Source organism: Kineococcus anabasis, assembly GCF_054590795.1.
In genome coordinates, this window is record NZ_BAAIHU010000009.1 from 53541 (window position 1) to 74051 (window position 20511).

Genomic DNA, 20511 nt, shown 5'->3' on the forward strand with positions numbered 1-20511 from the left:
GGGAGCATGGGCGCGGCGCCGGACCGGCCGGCGCCGGCGGCACCGTCGCGCGGCGCCGTCGTCGGCACCGGCCCTCGGGAGGTCCCCGTGCTCTGCACCGGTACGGCAGCGCTCGTCACGGGTGGCGCCTCGGGCCTGGGGGCGGCGACGGCACGCCTGCTGGCCGCGCGGGGCGCGCAGGTCCACGCCGTGGACCTGCCGGCGGCGTGCGAGCGCGCGGAACCCGTCGAGGGCGTCACGTTCCTCGCGGCGGACGTGACGGACCCGGTGCAGGTGCGCTCGGCGGTCGAGCGGGCGGCGGGCGGCGGTGTCCCGCTGCGGATCGCGGTGAACTGCGCGGGCATCGCCCCCGCGGCGCGGGTCCTGAGCCGCTCCGGCCCGCACGACGTGGACCTGTTCCGGCGCGTCCTCGACGTGAACCTGACGGGCACGTTCGCGGTGACCGTCGCGGCGGCGGAGGCGATGGCGGCCACGGATCCGCTGCCCGGTCCCGACGGGCAGCGCGGGGTGGTGGTGAACACCGCGTCGGTGGCGGCGTTCGACGGGCAGGTGGGGCAGGTGGCGTACGCGGCGTCGAAGGCGGCGGTGGCGGGGATGACGCTGCCCCTGGCGCGGGACCTGGCCTCGGTGGGCGTGCGGGTCGTGACGATCGCGCCCGGCGTGGTGGACACCCCGATGCTCGCGGGCGTGGAGGAGCGGTTCCGGGCCGCGCTGGCCGCGGGGGTGCCCTTCCCCCGGCGGCTGTGCCGGCCCGGGGAGTTCGCACAGCTCGTGGGCATGGTCGTGGAGCACGACTACCTCAACGGGGAGACGGTCCGGCTGGACGGCGCGCTGCGCATGCCGCCGCGCTGAGGGCGGCCCGGGAGGTCCGGACGGGCGCTTTCCACCCGTCCGGCTCCCCCGGTCCACCGGGCCCGGGCTGCCGGACGCCCTCCCGGCGGTACCCTCCGGGACGTGCGGTGGGGGCCGCGGCGGGGGGACGGTGGCACGGTGGCACGGACGGACGGCACGCACGTCGTGCTCCCGGAGGCCGAGGCGGTCCTCCGGCTCGTCGCCTCGTCCACCCGCACCGGTGCCGTGGAGCGCGCCGCGCTGCACCTGTCGGCGATGTCCGCCGACCTCGACGGCCTGGCCCGGCTGGCCGCGCAGGTGGCGGGGACGGGCGTCGGCCTGGTGGGCCTGCTGGCCCCCGACGTGCAGACGTTCGTGGGGCGCAGCTCCCCGGACCTGCCGGCGAGCACGCGGTACCCGCTGGGGCAGGTGGTGTGCGCGCACGTCGTCGCCCGCGGCCGCCCCCTCGTCGTCCCGGACTGCCGGGCCGACCCGCGTTTCGCGGGGAACCCGGAGGTGGTGGCGGGCCGGCTGGGCTTCTACGCGGGCGTGCCGGTGACCGACGCCGACGGGGAGGTCCTCGGCACGGTGTGCGCGCTGGACGCGCTGCCGCACGGGCACCTCGACGACGGCCGGCTGGCCGCCCTGGTGGACATCGCCTCGCAGGTGGGCACGCTGCTGGCGCGGGGGCGGCGGGCGGCGGAGCAGAGCGCGCAGCGGCGGGTGCTGGCGGCGGTGGCGGCCGGGCGTCCCCTGGAGGCCGTGCTGGACCTGCTGGTGCGGGAGGTCGAGGCGCTGTTCAGCTCCGGGGTGCGCTGCTCGGTGCGCCTCGGCGCGGGTGCGGCCTGCCCCGCCGACGGGCACGAGGAGGAGTTCTGCGCCTCGCTGCCGGTGCTGGGTTCGGACGGGCAGGTCCTCGGCGCCTTCGCCCTGTTCCGCGACCCGCCGGGGGTTCCGGCCGCCTACGAGTGGGCGACGCTGGAGGACTTCCGTGACCTGACGGGGCTGGTCATCGAGCGCTCCCGCGCGCAGGCGCAGCTGACGCGCCTGGCGACCCGGGACACCGTGACGGGGCTGCTGAACCGGGCGGCGTTCCTGGCGCAGGCGGAGCGGGCGCTGGTCCGCCCGCCCGCGCGGGGCCGCGAGCACGTCCTGCTGCTGTGCGACATGGACCGCTTCAAGCAGCTCAACGACTCCCTGGGCAGCGGGCCCGGCGACGAGTACCTGCGCGTGACGGGGAACCGCCTGCAGGCGTGGCTGCGCCCGGGGGACCTGGTGTGCCGCTACGGCGGGGACGCGTTCGCGGTGCTGGCGCTGGACGTCCCGCCGGAGGAGGCGGGGGTGCTGGCGCAGACGGCGTCCGCGGCGTTCGCCGCGCCGGTGCGCCTGGCGGGGCACGACCTGCGCCTGTCCGCGAGCGTCGGCATGACGACGAGCGCGGTGACGCGGGACGCCGGCGGGGCGGGCCAGCAGGTGGAGGCGATGCTCAGCGACGCCGATCTCGCGATGCACGCCGCCAAGGACGCCGGCCGGGCGCGGGTGCGCCGCTGCGACGCGGCGCTGCAGGCGCGGGCCCGTTTCCGCAGCGACCTGGTGCTGGCGCTGCGGCAGGCGATCGACCGGGGCGAGACGACCGTGGCGTACCAGCCGGAGGTGGAGGTGGCCACGGGCCGCATCCTCGGCGTGGAGGCGCTGTGCCGGTGGTGGCGCCCGGGGCACGGCGCGGTGAGCCCGGCGGAGTTCGTGCCGCTGGCGGAGCAGGCGGGGCTGGTCGTGGCGCTGGGGCAGCGGGTGCTGGAGACGGCGGTGGCGGACCTGGCCTCGTGGCGTTCCCGCGCCCCGGAGGCGCGGGACGTGACGTTGTGGGTGAACGTCTCGGCCCACCAGCTGGGGGACCTGCGCCTGCTGGACACGGTGGCGATGCTGCTGCGCCGGCACCGGGTGCCCGCGGACCGGCTGGGGCTGGAGGTCACCGAGAGCGCGGTGATGGCGGAGCCGGGTGCGGCGCGGACCGCGCTGCAGGCGCTGCGGCGGCTGGGCGTGCGCATCGCGATCGACGACTTCGGCACGGGCTGGTCGAGCCTCAGCGCGCTGAAGGAGCTGCCGGTGGACCTGCTGAAGATCGACCGCTCGTTCGTGACGAGGCTGCACGAGCAGGAGTCGGACGAGCAGATCGTGACGGCGGTCATCGCGATGGCGGGGGCCCTGGGGCTGCCGGTGATCGCGGAGGGGGTGGAGCGCCCGGAGCAGCTGGCGGTGCTGCGGCGCCTCGGTTCCCCGTCGGCGCAGGGTTTCCTGCTGGGGCGGCCGAAGCCGGCGGCGGAGACGGAGCTCCTGCTGGCCGCGCCGGTGTGCCTGCCGCGCTGAGCCTTGTGCGCCCCGGGGGGCGGGGATACGGTGCGGCCTCCGGAAAGCGTTTGCCGTCGCGGGCCGCCCAGGACCGGACCTGCGGCCACCGCACCACGGAGGGACACCCGCATGCTGCGCCCGCAGGACAACCGGTGCCGTGAGCGCAAGAACCTCGACGGGATGTGGCGCCTGCGCCTGGACCCCGGCGGGCACGGCAGGGACCAGGCCTGGTTCGCCGGGCCGCTCGCGCAGGCCCGCGACGTGCCCGTCCCGGCCAGCTACAACGACCTCTACGTCGACGCCGCGGTGCGCGACCACATCGGGGCCGCGTGGTACCAGCGGGAGGTGTGGGTCCCGCGCGGCTGGGCGGGCCGTCGGATCGTGCTGCACCTGGAGTCGGCCACGCACCGGGCCACCGTCTGGGTCGGCGACGCGGAGGTGGTCCGCCACGAGGGCGGCTACACGCCGTTCGAGGTGGACGTCACCGACCACGTCAGCCCCGGGGAACCGGCGCGCCTCACCGTCGAGGTCGACAACACCCTGACGTTCCAGACGATCCCGCCCGGCGTCGTGCTGGACACCCCGCACGGCCGGCGGCAGAAGTACTGGCACGACTTCTTCAACTACTCCGGGCTGCACCGCTCGGTGTGGCTGTACAGCACCGACCCCGCCCACCTCACCGGCGTGACCGTCGTGACGGACCTCGACGGCGACCTCGGCCTGGTGCGCTGGACGAGCGAGGTGGTGGGCGCCGGCGACCTCCGGGTCGGGGTCGTGCTGCGCGACGCCGCGGGCGCCGTCGTCGCCACCGGCACCGGGGACTCGGGCGTCCTGGAGGTTCCGGGCGTGCACCGCTGGGCGCCGGGCGACGGCTACCTCCACGACCTGGAGCTGCGGCTGCACCGCGGGGAGGACCTGCTCGACGAGTACCACCAGAGCGTCGGGGTGCGCACCGTGCGGGTGGACGGCACCCGCTTCCTCGTCAACGGCGAGCCCTTCTCCTTCAAGGGTTTCGCCATGCACGAGGACGTCCCCGTCCTCGGCAAGGGGCACAACGCGGCCTACCTCGTGCACGACTTCGAGCTGCTGCGCTGGAGCGGGGCGAACTCTGTGCGCACCACGCACTACCCGTACTCGGAGGACTTCCTCGACCACGCCGACCGGCAGGGCGTGCTCGTGATCGACGAGACCGCGGCGGTCGGCCTGAACATGGGCATCGGCGGCGGGGTGTTCGGCGCGCAGGGCTACACCACCTACACCCCCGAGACGGTCAACGAGGTCACGCAGGCGGTGCACGCCCAGGCGATCCGGGAGCTGATCGCCCGCGACCGGAACCACCCGAGCGTCGTGCTGTGGAGCATCGCCAACGAGCCGGAGTCGCAGACAGCGGCCGGCGAGGAGTACTTCCGCCCGCTGTTCGACGTCGCCCGCGCGGCCGACCCCACCCGGCCGGTCGCCTTCGCCAACGTCGTCCTCGCCCCGCACGGGCAGTGCCGCGTCTCGCAGTTCGGCGACGTCCTCCTGCTCAACCGCTACTACGGCTGGTACCTGGACACCGGTGACCTGGCGGCCGCGGAGGCGCACCTGGAGGAGGAGCTGCGCGCCTGGGCGGGCGAGGGCAAGCCCGTCGTCGTGACCGAGTACGGCGCCGACACCTACCCCGGGCTGCACGCCGCGCTCCCCACGCCGTGGACGGAGGAGTACCAGGTCGAGTTCTACGACATGTGCCACCGCGTGTTCGACCGCATCGAGGCCGTCGTGGGCGAGCAGGCGTGGGTGTTCGCCGACTTCACCACCACCTCGGGGGTCATGCGCGTCGGCGGGAACCGCAAGGGCGTCTTCACGCGCGACCGCCTGCCCAAGGCGGCCGCGCACGCGCTGCGGCGCCGCTGGCGCGGGGAGGACCGCTAGCCGGACCCGGCCCGAACCCGGCCGTCAGCGCCGGCGCAGTCCCCGCACGAGCAGCAGCAGCGCCGCCCCGGCGAGGGCGGCGAGGGCGCCCTCGCGCACGGCGCGGCGGGCGCCGCCGTCCGGGGCGAGGGAGTCCAGGGCGTCCTCGAGGCGGTCCGTGACGGCCAGGCCGGCTCCGGCGACGACGTTGCCCGGCGGGCGCCGGGACACCCGCGGGTGCGGCCGGGTGGGCGAGGCGGTGCGGGCGGCCTCCCAGGCGGCGCCGATGGTCCGCAGGTCCTCCACGCCGGCCACCTGCTGCAGCCGGGGCAGCAGGTCGTCCTCCTCGTCGTGGGCGTCGTGGCGGATCAGCGCGAAGACGCGGCGGACCTCGGCGTCGTAGCCCTGCGAGCGGGGGTCGGCGTGCTGCAGGTCCTCGAGCAGCTCGTTGATCCGCTGGTGGTCGCCCTCGATGTGGCGCGTCAGCTCGTCGTCCCCGCCGGCACCGGGCAGGAACCGCCGGTAGGCCGGGAAGAGCACGGTCTCCTCGGCGAAGGCGTGGCGCAGGGCGCGTTCGCTGAGCTCGGCGACGATGCGACCGCGTTCACCGGCGTCGGGCTCGGCGTCGTACGCCTGCATCAGCTCGTCGAGGTGGCGGTGGTCGGCGCTCTGCCGGCTCAGGATGCTGCCCGGGCCTCCGCGCTGGTCCTCGGACTGGTCCGCGACCGACGTCAGCCCGTTGTGGCGCGGGTTGGTCATGGCTGGTCGGTACCCCGGGCCCGTCGCCGGCAAACGGTTCCGCCGCGGCCCGCGGTGCCGTGTCGCACGCGGGGGCTAGCGTCGGGCCGTGCCCGGAGCGGAGCTGGACGAACTGCTCGTCGCCGACGCGGAGGAACTGCGCGCCTGGTTGCTGGTCCACCACGCGTCCTCGCCCGGGGTGTGGCTGGTGCTGACGCGCAAGGGCGGAACCCTGACCTCGCTGACGTGGCAGCAGGCGGTCGACGAGGCGCTGTGCGTGGGCTGGATCGACGGGCAGGGCCGCAGGCGCGACGAGCAGACGTCCCTCGTCCGGTACACCCCGCGCCGGGCGCGCAGCATCTGGTCCCGGCGCAACGTCGCCCACGTGGCGCGGCTGGAGGAGCAGGGCCGGATGCTCCCGGCCGGGCGCGCCGCGGTGCGGGCCGCGCAGGAGGACGGGCGGTGGCAGGCCGCGTACCCGCCGTCGTCGGAGGCGGAGGTGCCCGCCGACCTGGTGGCCGCGATCGCCGCCGACCCGCGGGCGCAGGCCCTGTTCGACGTGCTCACCCGCACCAACCGCTACGCGCTGGTCCACCGCCTGGCGTCGGTGAAGCGGGCGGAGACCCGCGAGCGCAGGATCGCGGAGTTCGTCGCGATGCTCGCGCGGGGCGAGACGTTCCACCCGCAGCGGGCGCGACCCGCCGACCCGCCCTGAGCACCGCGGCGCCACCCGGGCCGGGCGGCGCCGCGGGGGTTCACAGCACCTGGGAGAGGAACTGCCGCAGCCGGGGCTCCCGCGGCGCCTCGAAGACCTGCTGCGGGGTGCCCGCCTCCACGACGACACCGGCGTCCACGAACGCGACCGCGTCGGAGACGTTGCGCGCGAAACCCATCTCGTGGGTCACCACGATCATCGTCATCCCGCCCGAGGCGAGGTCGGAGATGAGGGAGAGCACGCCCTTGACCAGCTCGGGGTCCAGCGCGGAGGTCGCCTCGTCGAAGAGCATGACCTCCGGTTCCATCGCCAGCGCCCGGGCGATCGCGACGCGCTGCTGCTGGCCGCCCGAGAGCCTGGAGGGCCGCACGCCGGCCTTCTCGGCCAGCCCCACCTCCTCCAGGTGGCGCCGCGCCCGCTGCTCCGCCTCCTCGCGCGAGAACCCGCGCAGGGTCCGCAGGGCCATGGCGACGTTGTCCAGCACGCTGCGGTGCGGGAAGAGGTTGAAGTGCTGGAACACCATGCCGACGCGCTGGCGCAGGCGGTCGACGGGCACGGCCGCCGCGTCCTCCCCGCCCAGCAGCACCGTGCCGGCGCTGGGCTCCACCAGCCGGTTCACCGTGCGCAGCAGCGTCGACTTCCCCGACCCCGACGGGCCGATGACGCTGACCGCGGTGCCCCGCGGGACGGTCAGGTCGATCCCGCGCAGCACGTGGTTGCGGCCGAACCGCGCCTGGACCCCGCGCAGCTCCACGCTCGTCGCCGACGGTGCCACCACGGCCCCCGCCGGCGCGCCCACCGCGTCCGCTCCGCTCACCTCAGCCACCCCCCGCCCGCAGACCGGCCTGCGGTGGCGCGGGCAGCGGGGTGGAGCCGGCCGCGGGGGCGCCGGGGTCCGCGGTCCCGGCGTCGGCGCCACCGCCGGTGCGCATCCGCCGGTCCACCACGTTCACCACGTGGGTGAGGGGCACCGTGAGGACCAGGTAGAGCAGGCCCGCCAGCAGCAGCGGGGACTGGTTGCCGGTGTTGGAGCTGTAGTCCTGGCCGATGCGGAACAGGTCCCGCTGGCTGGCGAGCAGCCCGAGGAAGTACACGAGGCTGGAGTCCTTGATGAGGGCGATGAACTGGTTGACGAGCGCGGGCAGCACCCGGCGCACGCCCTGCGGCACCACCACGAGGCGCATGGCCTGCGCGTGGGAGAAGCCCAGGGCGCGGCTGGCCTCCATCTGCCCCGCCTCCACGCTCTGGATGCCGGAGCGGAAGATCTCCCCGATGTAGGCCGAGGCGATGAGCGAGAGCGCGAGGATCCCCAGCGGGAACGGGTTGGGCGGGAAGAACCGCACGTAGAGCGGGGACAGGCCCAGCCCGATGAGCAGGATGGTCACCACCGCGGGTAGGCCGCGGAAGACGTCCGTGTAGATCCGCGCCGGCCAGCGCAGCCAGCGCCGCGAGGAGAGCCCGAGCAGGGCCAGCACCATGCCGAGCAGGGTGCCCAGCACGCCGGAGGCCAGCGCCAGCACCAGCGTGTTGTACAGGCCGGTGCCGATCAGCTCCGGCAGGGCCTCGCGCATCGCCCCCGTGTCGAGGAAGGTGCTGCGCAGCGTCAGCAGGACGTCCACGGCGGTCCTCCGCGGCCGGCCGTCAGGAGGCCGACGGGGACGCGGAGGGCGCCGCGGTGTTCACCGCGACCGAGCCGCTGCCGGGCCGGAACTCCGCGGGGATCTCGCGGCCGGGGTAGAAGCGCTGCTCCAGCTCGTACCAGGTGCCGTCGGCGACGACCTCGTCCAGCGCCCCGTTCAGGGCCTCCAGCAGGGCGGTGTTGCCCTTGGCGACGGCGAAGGCCGTGGGCTGGTCGGTGATCTCCTTGGCGGCGAACAGGATCCCGCCACCGGAGTCCACGGCGATCTTCTCGCCGATCTCGGCCGGGGAGACCCACGCGTCGGCGGTTCCGGCCTTGAGCTGGTTGGCGGCGGTGTTGTAGTCCGGCACGCGCACCGGGTCGAGGTCGTTCTTCGTCGCGTAGTCGTCCTGCACGGTGCCCTGGACGACGACGACGCGCCTGCCCGCCAGCTGGCCGAAGTCCGTGATCGTCGAGCCGGCCGGGACGTCGAGGCCCTGGTAGCCGAAGTCGTAGCCGTGGGTGAAGGCCACCGTCTGCTTGCGCTTCTCCGTGATCGTGATCGAGGAGCTCCCGACGTCGAACTGCTTGTTGGCCACCTGCGAGAGCAGCGCGGAGAAGTCGGTGCCGACGAACTCGACCTCCAGGTCGAGCTTCGCGGCGACGGCGCGCAGCAGCTCGTTGTCGAAGCCGGTGAACACCCCGTTCTCCAGGTAGACGTTCGGCGGGGCGTCGGTGAGGGTGCCGGCGCGGATGACGCCGGGGGTGAGGAGGCCGTAGGGGTTCTCGGCGGGCGGGGCGGCGGGCTCGCCGCCGCACGCGGCCGTCAGGGCGATCGCGGTGGACGAGGCGGCTGCGAGCAGCAGTCGGGTGGCGGCGCGTCGGGTCAGCACGGGTGGTTCTCCTGGAGTGGTGGTGGATCACCCGGCCTCCGGGGTGCGGAGGTGCCGGGAGGGGTGGTGCGGCGGGAGGCGGCGCGCGTGCGGGGACCACCCCGGGGCGGGGTCCCGTCGTGCGCTCTGCGCGGGAGGTGCCGTGGCGGCGGAGGTCAGCGGGCGGGGAACGGCCGGCACGGCCGGCATCGCGCTCCGCAGGTGCGGCAGAGGTCGATGTGGTAGCGGTGCGCGAAGTCGTCGGCCGGAGGCGCGGCGGGCGCGGTCGGGTGCACGGACTCCTCCATCGGCCCTGGCATGAGCACCTGCCCGCGGGGTGGTCCCGCGGGTGGTTGCTGTGGCGTCGTCGAGCCAGGTCTCTCGGCCACTCTGGATGGGTTCCAGAACACTGTACAGCCGCCCGCCGGGCACCGGGTCCGCGCGACCCCGCCGGGCGCCCGTCACGCCGCGGGCCCCTCCAGCCGGGCCAGGTCGTCGGCGCAGCGGCCCTCCAGCTCGGCGAACTCCGCCAGGGTCTGCTCCAGGTCGGCGCGGCGCTGCTCCAGCTCGGCGCGACGGCGCCGGATCTCCCCCAGGAGGTAGCGCAGCTGCCCGGCCTCGCCGGGCTCGGCGTCGTACATGTCGAGGATGGTGCGGATCTCCTCCAGGGAGAACCCGAGGCGCCTGCCGCGCAGGACGAGGGCGAGGCGGACGCGGTCGCGGGCGGAGAAGAGGCGCTGCTGCCCGCGCCGCTCGGGGGCGACGAGGCCGCGGTCCTCGTACCAGCGGATGGTGCGCAGGGTGACGCCGAGGTCCTGCGCGACGCGCGTGATGGACCAGGGTTCCTCGTCCACGGCGATCCCTCCCCCACCGGTCTTGCGGCGGCGCCGCACCCGTGCTTACGTTGACGTAAGCGGCAGCGTAGCCGCTGCGGGGCCCGGCAGCAGCCGGGCCTGCCGGGAGGAGGCGTTCCGTGACGGCAGCACCCACCACCCGCGCGGGCGGCGCCACGCTGCGCGAGCTGACCGCCGAGCTCCGCGCCCGCCTCGCCGAGGTCCGCCGCGGCGGCTCCGAGGCGGCCCGCGCCCGGCACACCGCCCGCGGCAAGCTCCTCGTGCGCGAGCGCGTCGACCGCCTGCTCGACCCCGGCTCCCCGTTCCTGGAGCTCTCCCCCCTCGCGGCCACCGGCATGTACGGCGACGAGGTCCCCGCGGCCGGCATCGTCACCGGCATCGGCCGCGTCGCCGGCCGCGAGTGCGTCGTCGTGGCCAACGACGCCACCGTCAAGGGCGGCACCTACTACCCCGTGACCGTGCGCAAGCACCTGCGGGCGCAGGAGGTCGCCGCCGCGAACTCCCTGCCCTGCCTGTACCTCGTGGACTCCGGCGGCGCCTACCTGCCCCTGCAGGACGAGGTGTTCCCCGACCGCGACCACTTCGGGCGCATCTTCGCCAACCAGGCCCGGATGTCCGCCGCGGGAATCCCCCAGCTCGCCGCCGTCCTCGGCTCCTGCACCGCCGGCGGGGCCTACGTGCCGGCCATGTCCGACGAGTCCGTCATCGTGCGCGGGCAGGGCACGGTGTTCCTCGGCGGCCCGCCCCTGGTCCGGGCCGCCACCGGGGAGACGGTGAGCGCGGAGGAGCTCGGCGGCGGGGACGTGCACGCCCGCGTCTCCGGTGTCGTCGACCACCTCGCCGCCGACGACGCCGACGCTCTGGACGTCCTGCGCTCCGCCGTGGCCGCGCTCGGGCCCGCGCCCGCGCCGCACGAGCCGCCGGAGGCGCCGGAGGAACCCCTGCTGGACCCGGAGGAGCTGTACGACGTGGTCCCCGCGGACCTGCGCACCCCCTACGACGTGCGCGAGGTGATCCGGCGCCTCGTCGACCGCTCCGAGCTGACGGAGTTCAAGGCCCTGTACGGCGAGACCCTGGTCTGCGGGTTCGCGCGGATCTGGGGCCACCGGGTGGGCGTCGTCGCGAACAACGGGGTGCTGTTCTCCGAGTCCGCCCTCAAGGGCGCCCACTTCGTGCAGCTGTGCAACTCCCGCGGCGTCCCGATCCTGTTCCTGCAGAACATCTCCGGGTTCATGGTGGGCAGGGAGTACGAGAACCGCGGCATCGCCAAGGACGGGGCGAAGCTCGTGACGGCGGTGGCGTGCTCGGTGGTGCCGAAGTTCACCGTCGTCCTCGGCGGCTCGTTCGGCGCCGGCAACTACGGCATGTGCGGGCGCGCGTTCGACCCGCGGTTCCTGTGGATGTGGCCCGGTGCCCGGATCTCCGTGATGGGCGGGGAGCAGGCCGCCTCCGTCCTGGCGACGGTGCGCCGGGAGGGCGTCGAGGCCCGCGGGGGCACGTGGGCCGCGCAGGACGAGGAGGAGTTCCGGCGGTCCGTGCGCGAGCAGTACGAGACGCAGGGCTCGCCGTACCACTCCACCGCCCGGCTGTGGGACGACGGGATCCTCGACCCCCTCGACACCCGCCGCGCCCTCGGCATGGGCCTGGCCCTCGCCGCGCGCGGACCCACCGCCCCCTCCCCGTGGGGGACCCCCTCCTACGGAACGTTCCGGATGTGAGCGCCATGACCGCGCACGCGACCCACCGCCCCTTCCGCAGCCTGCTCGTGGCCAACCGCGGCGAGATCGCCGTGCGGGTGCTGCGCGCCGCGCGCCGGGCGGGGCTGCGCACCGTCGCGGTGTACTCCGACGCCGACCGCGGCGCCCCGCACGTCGCGCTGGCCGACACCGCGGTGCGGCTCGGCCCCGCACCCGCCGCGGAGTCCTACCTGTCCGTGCCCGCGCTGCTGGCCGCGGCCGCCGCCACCGGCGCCGAGGCCGTCCACCCCGGGTACGGGTTCCTCTCCGAGGACGGGGGTTTCGCCCGCGCCTGCACCGGCGCCGGACTGGTGTGGGTGGGACCGCCCCCGGACGTGGTGGACCTCATGGGCCGCAAGGACGAGGCCCGGCGGGTCGCGGAGGCCGCCGGGGTCCCCGTGGCGCCGGCCCTGGCGCTGCCGGCCGACGCCGCCGCCGGGGAGGAGGAGCGCGTGCTGGCGCGCGCGCCCTCGGAGGTGGGCCTGCCGCTGCTGGTGAAGGCCGCCGCGGGCGGTGGCGGCAAGGGCATGCGCGTGGTCCGCGCGGAGGCGGAACTGCCCGCGGCGGTGGCGGCGGCCCGGCGGGAGGCGGTGTCCGCCTTCGGGAACGGGGCGCTGCTGCTGGAGCGCTACGTGGAGCGCGGCCGGCACGTCGAGGTGCAGGTCCTGGCGGACGCGCACGGCCACGTCGTGCACCTGCTGGACCGGGACTGCTCGGCGCAGCGCCGGCACCAGAAGGTGCTGGAGGAGTGCCCGGCCCCCGCCCTGCCGGACGCGCTGCGCGCGCGGCTGCGCAGCTCCGCGGTCGAGCTGGCCCGCACCGTCGGCTACACCGGGGTGGGCACGGTGGAGTTCCTCGTCGGGCCCGGCGGCGCGGAGGCGTTCTTCCTGGAGATGAACACGCGCCTGCAGGTGGAGCACCCCGTGACCGAGCTGGTCACCGGCCTCGACCTCGTCCGGCTCCAGCTGGCCGTGGCGCAGGGCGAGCCGCTGCCCTTCGGCCAGGACGGCGTGCGCTGCACCGGCCACGCGATCCAGGCGCGCGTGTACGCGGAGGACCCCGACGCCGGTTTCCTGCCGCAGGCGGGCACCGCCCGCACGGTGCGCTGGCCGCGCGGCGCCCGGGTCGACGAGGCGCTGCGCCCGGGGCAGGAGGTGACACCCCACTACGACCCGATGCTCGGCAAGGTCGTGGTGCACGGCCCCGACCGGGAGGCGGCGCGCCTGGCGCTGGTCGCGGCGCTGGACGACACGGTCGTCACGGGGCTGGTGACGAACACGGGCCTGCTGCGCCGGATCGCCTCCTCGGCGCGGTTCCGCGCCGGGCCGCCGGACACGGCGTGGCTGGACCGCTCGGTCCCGCCCCGCCCCGGCACGGACGTCGCGCTGTGCGCGGCGGCGTGGGCCCTGGCGTCCGCCGCGCCGCAGGACGGCGGGCCGTTCGGCTCCCGCGACGGCTGGCGCGCGGGCGGGCCGGCGGCGGCCTTCGCGGTCCGCCTGCACGAGCGGCGGCGGACGCGGGTGCTGCGGGTGCGGCCGGCCGACGGGCGCGTCGAGGAGGACGCAGGGCAGGACGGCACCGGGCAGGACGACGGCACCCGGGACGAGCGCGCCGGCCGGGTGTGGTCGGTCCGCCCGCTCGCGGCGCAGGGCCCGGGGCGGCTGCGGCTGGAGGTGGACGGCGAGGTGCACGACGTGAGCGTCGAGGAGGCTCCCGGTGAGGTCGTGGTGGCGCACCGCGGCGAGGTGCTGCGGTTCGCCCTGCCCTCCCGCTCCCCCACCGCCGGGTCGGGTGCCGCGGCGGACGGCACGGTGCGCGCGCCGATGCCGGGGACCGTCGTGTCCGTGCCCGTCGCGGTGGGGCGGCACGTCTCGGCCGGGGACGTCCTGGTCGTGCTGGAGGCGATGAAGATGGAACTGCCGCTGCGCGCACCGGCCGACGGGGTCGTGACGCGGCTGGCCGTGGAGGTGGGCGGGCGCGTCGCCCGGCACGACGCCGTCGCACGGGTGGACCCCGCGCCGGACGACGCAGCGCAGATGGACGAGGCGCAGGTGGACGGACCGGGGACCGGAGGGGAGCACGCATGAGCAGCGGCCTGTCGTTCGAGCTGACCGCGGGGCAGGAGGCGCTGCGGCAGCGGGCGCGGGAGTTCGCCACCGCCGTCATCGCCCCGCGCGCGGCGGAGCTGTACCGCGCCGGGGAGTACCCGGTGGACGTGCTGCACGCGATGGGCCGGGAGGGTTTCTTCGGCCTCGGCGTGCCCGAGGCCGACGGCGGCACCGGCGGGGGCCTGCTGGAGCTGTGCCTGGTGCTGGAGGAGATCGGCCGGGTCGACCAGTCCCTCGGCATCACCCTGGAGTCCGCGACCGGCCTGGGCACCGCGCCGCTGGCCCGGCACGGCACCGCGGAGCAGAAGGAGCGCTGGCTCGGGCCCTTGCTGCGCGGGGAGAAGGTGGCGGGTTTCGGGCTGACGGAGCCCGGTGGCGGCAGCGACACCCAGGGCCTGACCACCCGGGCGGTCCTCGACTCCGGCGAGTGGGTCCTGGACGGGGCCAAGGCGTGGATCGGCAACGCGGGCAGCCCCATCACCTCCCACGTGACGGTGACGGCGGCCACCGGGCGGGGCCCGGACGGCAGGCCCGAGGTCAGCACCGTCGTCGTGCCCGCCGGGACACCGGGTTTCGAGCCGCAGCCGCGCAACGACCTCGTCGGCTGGCGCACCATCGACAACCGGCACCTGCGCTTCACCGGGTGCCGGGTCCCGGAGGGGAACCTCCTCGGCCCGCGCGGGGCGGGGCTGCGGCTGTTCCTGGGCGCGCTGGACGCCGGGCGGGTGGCGATCGCCGCGCTCGCCGTGGGGATGGTGCAGGGCTGCCTCGACGAGTGCGTGCGCCACGCCGGCGAGCGGCGCGCCTTCGGCCGTCCCATCGGGGTGAACCAGGGCGTCTCCTTCAAGGTCGCGGACCTGGCGGTGGCGGCCCAGCTCACCCGGGACGCGACGTGGCGCGCGGCGTGGCTGGCGGACGCCGGCCGGCCCTTCTCCCGGGAGGCGTACGTGGCGAAGCTGGCCGCCACCGAGGCCGCCGTGACCGCCGCGCGGGAGGCCGCGCAGGTGTTCGGCGCGCTGGGCTTCTGCAACGACACCCTCGTGGGACGCTTCTACCGGGACGCGAAGGTCCTGGAGATCGGGGAGGGGACCAGCGAGGTGCAGCGCATGCTCATCGCCCGGCACCTGGGCCTCCCCCGGTCGGCGTGAGGGGGGTGGACGTGCCGCACGCGACACCCGGCGGGGAACCCGGGGGAACCGCACCGCTGCCCGTCGTGGAACAGCGCGGGCTCTGGTTCGAGGAGCTGCGCACGGGCGTGCTGTACCGGCACCGGCCGGGCCGCACGGTGACGGAGGCCGACGAGGTCCTCTTCAGCACCCTGACGATGAACCCGCAGGCGCTGCACCTGGACGCGGCGTGGAGCGCGACGCAGCCGTTCGGGCAGCGCCTGGTCAACAGCCTCTTCACGCTGTCGACGCTGGTGGGGCTGTCCGTGGGGCACCTGACGCAGGGCACCACCGTGGCGAACCTGGGGTTCTCGCAGGTCCGCTTCCCCGCCCCGGTGTTCCACGGGGACACCCTGTACGCCGAGACCGTCGTGCTGTCCGCGCGCCCCTCCGCGAGCCGTCCCGGTGAGGGGGTCGTCACGTTCGAGCACACCGCCCGCAACGAGCACGGCACGGTGGTCGCCGTCGCCGTGCGCAGCGCGCTCGTCCGGATGCGCCCCGGCGGCGCGGGCGACGTGCCGGCGGGGCCGACGCCGGCCGGGGGGACGACGTGACACCGCCCGCCACCGGGGCCGCCTGGCTGTTCTGCCCCGCCGACCGCCCCGACCGGTTCGCCCGGGCCGCGCGGACGGCGGACGTCGTGGTGCTCGACCTGGAGGACGGCGTGGCGCCGGACGCCAAGGAGGCGGCGCGCCGGGCGGTGCGCTCGGCCGACCTGGACCCGGCGCGTACGGTGGTGCGGCTGAACCCGGCCGGCACGGAGGACCACGGCCGCGACCTGGCGGCCCTGGCGGGCACCACGTACACGACGGTCATGCTCGCCAAGACGGAGTCGGCGGGGCAGCTGCGCGCCCTGTCGCCGCGGCGGGTGGTGGCGCTGTGCGAGACGGCGCGCGGGGTGCTGGCGGCACCGGAGATCGCCGCCTCGGGCCTCGCCTCGGCCCTCATGTGGGGGGCGGAGGACCTGCTGGCCTCCCTCGGCGGGCGCTCCAGCCGCGACCGGCTGGGCCGCTACCGCGAGGTCGCCGTCCACGCCCGCTCCACCGTCCTGCTGGCGGCGGGCGCGGCGGGCATCCCGGCCGTGGACGCCGTCTACCTCGACATCCCCGACCTGCGGGGCCTGGAGGCGGAGGCGCAGGAGGCGGCGGCGACGGGTTTCTCGGCGAAGGCGTGCATCCACCCCAGCCAGGTGGAGGTGGTGCGCGCCGCGTTCCGGCCCCCGGCGGAGGAGGTCGCGTGGGCGCGGCGGGTGCTGGCCGCGGCCGTCGGGCGGCACGCCGTGTTCGCCTTCGAGGGCCGCATGGTGGACGCGCCGGTGCTGCGGCACGCCCGGCAGGTGCTGCGCGCCGCGGGCGAGGAGTAGCCGCACGGGCGGGGCCGCCGGCCCGGCCGCCCGGCGTGCGGGAGGCGCCGGCGTCGCTAGCGTGGCGCCATGAGCGAGATCGACCACGACAGCGTCCCCGTGCTGGAGGACGAGACGGCGACCCCCCGTCCCGAGGAGGAGGTGGCCGACGTGGCGCGCGCCGAGCCGGACGTCACACCCCACCCGGGCGACGCCGCGTCCGACGGCGAGGGCTGAGCCCCCCCACCGGCCCGGTCAGCCCTGCGCCCCGCCGCCCCCGCGCCGGGCGCGGGCCCGCACGTGCACCCGCTCCCCCTGCGGCCCGAACAGCGAGAGCACCTCCACCGGCCGCTCCCCGGCGTTGCCGAACCAGTGCGGGGTGCGGGTGTCGAACTCGGCGGCCTCCCCCGGCCCGAGCAGCAGGTCGTGCGGGCCGAGGACGACGCGCAGGCGCCCGGTGAGGACGTAGAGCCACTCGTAGCCCTCGTGGACGCGGGGCTCGGGGTCGGCGGTCGTGGTCCGCGGCGGCAGGACGATCTTGTACGCCTGCAGGCCGCCGAGGGAGCGGGTCAGGGGCAGGTAGGTGCGCCCGTGGCGGGTGACGGGCCGCTGCGGGACGCGCGGGTCGTCCACCGCCGGTGCCCCGACGAGCTCGTCGAGGCTCACCCCGTAGGTGCGGGCCAGCGGCAGCAGCAGCTCCAGCGCGGGGCGGCGCGCTCCGGACTCCAGCCGCGACAGGGTGCTCACGGAGGTGCCGGTGGCCGCGGAGACCGCGGCCAGGGTCAGGCCCCGCCGGGTGCGCGCCCGCCGCAGCCGCGGGCCCACCGCCGCCAGCACGCCGTCGAGGTCGCCGTCCCCGGCACTGCCGTCCTGCTTCTCCGCCGTCACGGAGCCATTTGCCGGTTCCGCAACCTCGCTTGTCAAGAGCGTGCGGTGCGGGCGACGGTTCCGGTGGAGGTGAGGTCGATGACCCCGAGGACGGAGACGGCCCGCACGGAGCAGGAGCGGGCGGAGTACGACGTGGTGGTGGTGGGTGGTGGCGCGGCCGGGCTGAGCGGTGCGCTGCAGCTCGCCCGCTCGCGCCGGTCGGTGCTGGTGGTGGACGCCGGCGAGCCGCGCAACGCGCCGGCCGACGGCGTGCACGGGCTGCTGGGGCTGGAGGGCACGCCGCCGGCGGAGCTGCTGGCGCGCGGCCGGGCGGAGGTGCGCGGCTACGGCGGTGAGGTCGTGGCGGGTTCCGTCACCGGTGCCGAGCGCGCCGGGGCGGGGTTCCTCGTGCACCTCGCGGGCGGCGGCACGGTGCGGGCGAGGCGCCTGCTGGTCACCACGGGCCTGGTGGACGAGCTGCCGGACGTGCCCGGGGTGCGGGAGCGCTGGGGGCGCGACGTGCTGCACTGCCCGTACTGCCACGGCTGGGAGGTGCGCGACTCCCCCGTCGGCGTGCTGGCCACCGGGCCGATGGCGGTGCACCAGGCGCTGCTGTTCCGGCAGCTCACGGACGACGTGGTGGTGTTCCTGCACGCGGGCGGGACGCTGCCGGGGCCGGAGGCGGCGCAGCTCGCGGCGCGCGGGGTGCGGGTGCTGGCGGGGCCGGTGGCGGCCCTGGTGGTGGAGGACGACGCCCTGACCGGGGTGCGGCTGGCCTCCGGGGAGGTCGTGCCGCGCCGGGCGCTGGTCGTCGGGCCGCGCTTCACCGCCCGCAGCGCGGTGCTGGCCTCCCTGGGGGTGGAGGCGGCCCCGCTGGTCGTGGCGGGCCGGACGCTCGGGGAGGCGGTGCCCGCCGACCCCACCGGCCTGACCTCGGCGCCGGGGGTGTGGGTCGCGGGCAACGTCACCGAGCTGCAGGCGCAGGTGGGCGCGGCGGCCGCGGGCGGTGCGCGCGCCGGCGCGGCGATCAACGCCGACCTCGTGGCGGAGGACGTGCGCGCCGCGCTGGCGGGCGTGCCCGCGGAGCAGGAGGCGCCCGCTACCGTCCCCGGGTGAGGATCGGGGACGTCGCGGCGCTGGCCAGGTATCCGGTGAAGTCGATGCTCGGGGAGGCGCTGAGCCGGGCGGAGTTCACCACCCGCGTGCGCGGGGACCGCTGCTGGGCCGTCTACACCGAGGACGGCGGCATCGGCAGCGGGAAGAACTCCACGCGGTTCCGCCGGGTGGACGGGCTGCTCTCGCTGCGCGCCCGCCTCGGCGGGACCGGCGGCGACGGGGGTCGTGGCAGTGGGAGCGGGGCCGGCGGGCCGGACGCGGTGCCCGTGGTCGAGCTGCCCGACGGGAGGCGGCTGCGCGCCGACGACCCGCAGGCGCCCGCGGTGCTCGGCGGGCTGCTCGGCCGCCCGCTGGAGCTGCGCCCGGAGACGACGGTGCCCCACCACGACGACTCCCCCGTCCACGTCGTCACGACGGCGGCGCTGCGGCGGCTCTCGGCCCTGCTGGGCGCCCCGGTGGACCCGGTGCGATTCCGCGCGAACGTCGTCGTGGACGTGCCCGGCGAGGGTTTCCCGGAGGACTCCTGGCCGGGCCGGGAGCTGCGGCTCGGCGGCGACGTCGTGCTGCGCCTGACCGAGCCGATGCCGCGCTGCGTCATGGTGAGCGCCGCCCACGGGGACCTGCCCCGCGACCCGCGCGTGCTGCGGACGCTCGGGCAGGTCCACGACGTGGAGTTCGGCCTGCAGGCCGAGGTCGTGCGGGGAGGCCACGTCGCGCTCGGCGACGCGGCCTCCCTGCGCTGAGACCGGGCCGCTCAGCCCAGGGCGACGACCGTCCAGGACACCGGCGGCAGCTCCACGGTGAGGACACCGCCGTCCAGGGCGACGCTCTTGTTCTCCACCGGCGCCACGCGCGCCGGCTCCTCCAGGGTGTTGCGCGCGTACGGGTCGTCGTCGGTCAGGGTGTGCGACTCGGTGACCGACACGTCCCCGAACCCGGAGAGGTCCACGGTGACGGTGGTGACGTCGGTGGTGCCGCGGTTGACCAGGAACAGCGCCGCGGCGCCGGTCTCCGGGTCGTGGGTGGCGACGGCGTCCACGAGCGGCACGTCGCCGTAGGCGGCCGTCGGCGTGGTGGGCGTCTCCAGCTCCACCCGCAGCGCCCTGCCCCGCGCGAGGCGGGAGGTGAGGGCGAACGGGAAGAACGTCGTCTGCCGCCACGCCGGCCCGCCCGGCTCGGTCATGATCGGGGCGATGACGTTGACGAGCTGCGCCAGGCTGGCGGAGGTGACGCGGTCGGCGTGCTTGAGCAGGGAGACCAGCAGGCCGCCGACCACGACGGCGTCGGCGACGGTGTAGACGTCCTCCAGCAGCCGCGGCGCCAGCGGCCACTGCTCGATGTCGGTGATCCGCTCCTCGTTCTCGAAGCGGTCCTGGTACCAGACGTTCCACTCGTCGAAGGAGACGGCGATGCGCTTGTCGCTGCCCAGCTCCGCGCCGACGGAGTCCGCGGTGGCGACGACGTCCTCGATGAAGCGGTCCATGTCCACCGCCGAGGCCAGGAAGCTGGCCAGGTCGCCGTTCTTCTCGAAGTAGTAGGCGTGGCAGGAGATGTAGTCCACGTGCTGGTAGGTGTGCTGGAGCACCGTGCGCTCCCACGCCCCGAAGGTGGGCATCTGGCGGTTGGAGCTGCCGCACACCACGAGCTCCACGCGCGGGTCGAGCTGGCGCATGGCGGCGGCCGTCTGCGCGGCGACCTTGCCGTAGTCCTCGGCGCTGCGGTGGCCGAGCTGCCAGGGCCCGTCCATCTCGTTGCCCAGGCACCACATGCGCACGTCGAACGGCTCGGCGGTGCCGTCGGCGGTGCGCCGGTCGGACAGGGCGGTGCCGCTGCGGACGTTGGAGTACTCCAGCAGGTCCAGCGCCTCCTGGACGCCGCGGGTGCCGAGGTTCACCGCGAGCATCAGCTCCGCCCCGGCCTGCGCGTTCCAGCGGGCGAACTCGTGCAGGCCGACCTGGTTGGTCTCCACGGAGTGCCAGGCGAGGTCGAGGCGGCGGGGGCGCTGCTCCTTCGGCCCGACGCCGTCCTCCCAGCGGTAGCCGGAGACGAAGTTGCCGCCCGGGTAGCGGATCGTGGACACGCCGAGCTCGCGCACGAGCTCCAGCACGTCGCCGCGGAAGCCGTCGGCGTCGGCCGTGGGGTGCCCCGGCTCGTGGATGCCGTCGTAGACGCAGCGGCCGAGGTGCTCGACGAAGGAGCCGAACACGCGGCGGTGCACGGGGCCGACCGCGAAGCGGGGGTCGACGATCAGGCGGGCGGTGGCCATGGAGGTCCTCGCAGGGGTGGGATCGGTCTGTGGCGGAGCGGCG

General features: G+C 76.1%; 19 protein-coding genes and 1 riboswitch. Of the genes, 12 read left to right on the plus strand and 7 right to left on the minus strand.

What is annotated here, in order from left to right:
• The first annotated feature begins 87 nt into the window (after positions 1-87).
• The 3 genes from ACYQBY_RS14800 (at position 88) to uidA (ending at position 5091) form a co-directional block, all read left to right on the plus strand.
• On the plus strand, positions 88-852 hold the full coding sequence (locus ACYQBY_RS14800; protein WP_459644645.1) for an SDR family NAD(P)-dependent oxidoreductase: 765 nt from the start codon (positions 88-90) through the stop codon (positions 850-852).
• A 138-nt stretch (positions 853-990) separates the two neighbouring features.
• Positions 991-3198 (plus strand): putative bifunctional diguanylate cyclase/phosphodiesterase, encoded by a 2208-nt coding sequence (locus ACYQBY_RS14805; protein WP_459644646.1) that lies wholly within the window; start codon positions 991-993, stop codon positions 3196-3198.
• Between the two features lie 111 nt (positions 3199-3309).
• Complete coding sequence (gene uidA / locus ACYQBY_RS14810; RefSeq protein WP_459644647.1) at positions 3310-5091, plus strand: beta-glucuronidase; 1782 nt, start codon at positions 3310-3312, stop codon at positions 5089-5091.
• A 24-nt stretch (positions 5092-5115) separates the two neighbouring features.
• Here the strand turns inward: uidA and ACYQBY_RS14815 are convergent, their stop codons facing one another.
• Positions 5116-5829 (minus strand): hemerythrin domain-containing protein, encoded by a 714-nt coding sequence (locus ACYQBY_RS14815; protein WP_459644648.1) that lies wholly within the window; start codon positions 5827-5829, stop codon positions 5116-5118.
• Positions 5830-5917: 88 nt separating this feature from the next.
• Between ACYQBY_RS14815 and ACYQBY_RS14820 the strand changes: the two genes are divergently transcribed.
• Complete coding sequence (locus ACYQBY_RS14820) at positions 5918-6523, plus strand: YdeI/OmpD-associated family protein (RefSeq protein WP_459644649.1); 606 nt, start codon at positions 5918-5920, stop codon at positions 6521-6523.
• Positions 6524-6563: 40 nt separating this feature from the next.
• Here ACYQBY_RS14820 and ACYQBY_RS14825 read toward each other — a convergent pair whose 3' ends face one another.
• From ACYQBY_RS14825 to ACYQBY_RS14840, 4 genes are all read right to left on the minus strand, one after another.
• The gene (locus ACYQBY_RS14825) at positions 6564-7301 is read right to left on the minus strand and encodes an amino acid ABC transporter ATP-binding protein (RefSeq protein WP_459645094.1); all 738 of its coding nucleotides are present in this window, start codon (positions 7299-7301) and stop codon (positions 6564-6566) included.
• Positions 7302-7341: 40 nt separating this feature from the next.
• Positions 7342-8142, minus strand: coding sequence for an amino acid ABC transporter permease (locus ACYQBY_RS14830; protein ID WP_459644650.1), 801 nt, complete (start codon positions 8140-8142; stop codon positions 7342-7344).
• A 22-nt stretch (positions 8143-8164) separates the two neighbouring features.
• Positions 8165-9034 (minus strand): ABC transporter substrate-binding protein, encoded by an 870-nt coding sequence (locus ACYQBY_RS14835; RefSeq protein ID WP_459644651.1) that lies wholly within the window; start codon positions 9032-9034, stop codon positions 8165-8167.
• A gap of 280 nt (positions 9035-9314) precedes the next feature.
• Positions 9315-9414: riboswitch (SAM riboswitch) on the minus strand.
• A 60-nt stretch (positions 9415-9474) separates the two neighbouring features.
• Positions 9475-9867, minus strand: coding sequence for a MerR family transcriptional regulator (locus tag ACYQBY_RS14840; protein WP_459644652.1), 393 nt, complete (start codon positions 9865-9867; stop codon positions 9475-9477).
• Positions 9868-9986: 119 nt separating this feature from the next.
• Here ACYQBY_RS14840 and ACYQBY_RS14845 point away from each other — a divergent pair, with 119 nt between their 5' ends.
• The 6 genes from ACYQBY_RS14845 to ACYQBY_RS14870 all read left to right on the plus strand — a co-directional run bounded on the left by ACYQBY_RS14845 (position 9987) and on the right by ACYQBY_RS14870 (position 16456).
• Positions 9987-11585 (plus strand): carboxyl transferase domain-containing protein, encoded by a 1599-nt coding sequence (locus ACYQBY_RS14845; RefSeq protein ID WP_459644653.1) that lies wholly within the window; start codon positions 9987-9989, stop codon positions 11583-11585.
• Positions 11586-11590: 5 nt separating this feature from the next.
• Positions 11591-13690, plus strand: coding sequence for an acetyl/propionyl/methylcrotonyl-CoA carboxylase subunit alpha (locus ACYQBY_RS14850; protein WP_459644654.1), 2100 nt, complete (start codon positions 11591-11593; stop codon positions 13688-13690).
• A complete protein-coding gene (locus tag ACYQBY_RS14855; protein ID WP_459644655.1) occupies positions 13687-14859 on the plus strand; it encodes an acyl-CoA dehydrogenase family protein in 1173 nt (390 codons plus the stop codon). Before ACYQBY_RS14850 ends, ACYQBY_RS14855 begins: the two co-directional genes overlap by 4 nt.
• An 11-nt stretch (positions 14860-14870) precedes the next feature.
• Positions 14871-15431 (plus strand): MaoC family dehydratase, encoded by a 561-nt coding sequence (locus ACYQBY_RS14860; RefSeq protein ID WP_459644656.1) that lies wholly within the window; start codon positions 14871-14873, stop codon positions 15429-15431.
• The gene (locus ACYQBY_RS14865; protein WP_459644657.1) at positions 15428-16240 is read left to right on the plus strand and encodes an HpcH/HpaI aldolase/citrate lyase family protein; all 813 of its coding nucleotides are present in this window, start codon (positions 15428-15430) and stop codon (positions 16238-16240) included. The genes ACYQBY_RS14860 and ACYQBY_RS14865 overlap by 4 nt, the downstream gene beginning before the upstream one ends.
• A 69-nt stretch (positions 16241-16309) precedes the next feature.
• A complete protein-coding gene (locus tag ACYQBY_RS14870) occupies positions 16310-16456 on the plus strand; it encodes a hypothetical protein (RefSeq protein WP_459644658.1) in 147 nt (48 codons plus the stop codon).
• Positions 16457-16474: 18 nt separating this feature from the next.
• On the opposite strand, the gene ACYQBY_RS14875 is transcribed toward ACYQBY_RS14870, so the two are convergent.
• Entirely contained in the window at positions 16475-17107 is a 633-nt protein-coding gene (locus tag ACYQBY_RS14875) for a cupin domain-containing protein (protein WP_459644659.1), read from the minus strand.
• A gap of 78 nt (positions 17108-17185) precedes the next feature.
• Between ACYQBY_RS14875 and ACYQBY_RS14880 the strand changes: the two genes are divergently transcribed.
• On the plus strand, positions 17186-18202 hold the full coding sequence (locus tag ACYQBY_RS14880; protein ID WP_459644660.1) for an NAD(P)/FAD-dependent oxidoreductase: 1017 nt from the start codon (positions 17186-17188) through the stop codon (positions 18200-18202).
• Positions 18199-18945, plus strand: coding sequence for an MOSC domain-containing protein (locus tag ACYQBY_RS14885; protein WP_459644661.1), 747 nt, complete (start codon positions 18199-18201; stop codon positions 18943-18945). The genes ACYQBY_RS14880 and ACYQBY_RS14885 overlap by 4 nt, the downstream gene beginning before the upstream one ends.
• Before the next feature lie 11 nt (positions 18946-18956).
• Here the strand turns inward: ACYQBY_RS14885 and arfA are convergent, their stop codons facing one another.
• Positions 18957-20468: an arabinosylfuranosidase ArfA gene (gene arfA / locus ACYQBY_RS14890; protein WP_459644662.1), complete on the minus strand. Its 1512-nt coding sequence runs from the start codon at positions 20466-20468 to the stop codon at positions 18957-18959.
• Positions 20469-20511 lie beyond the last annotated feature (43 nt).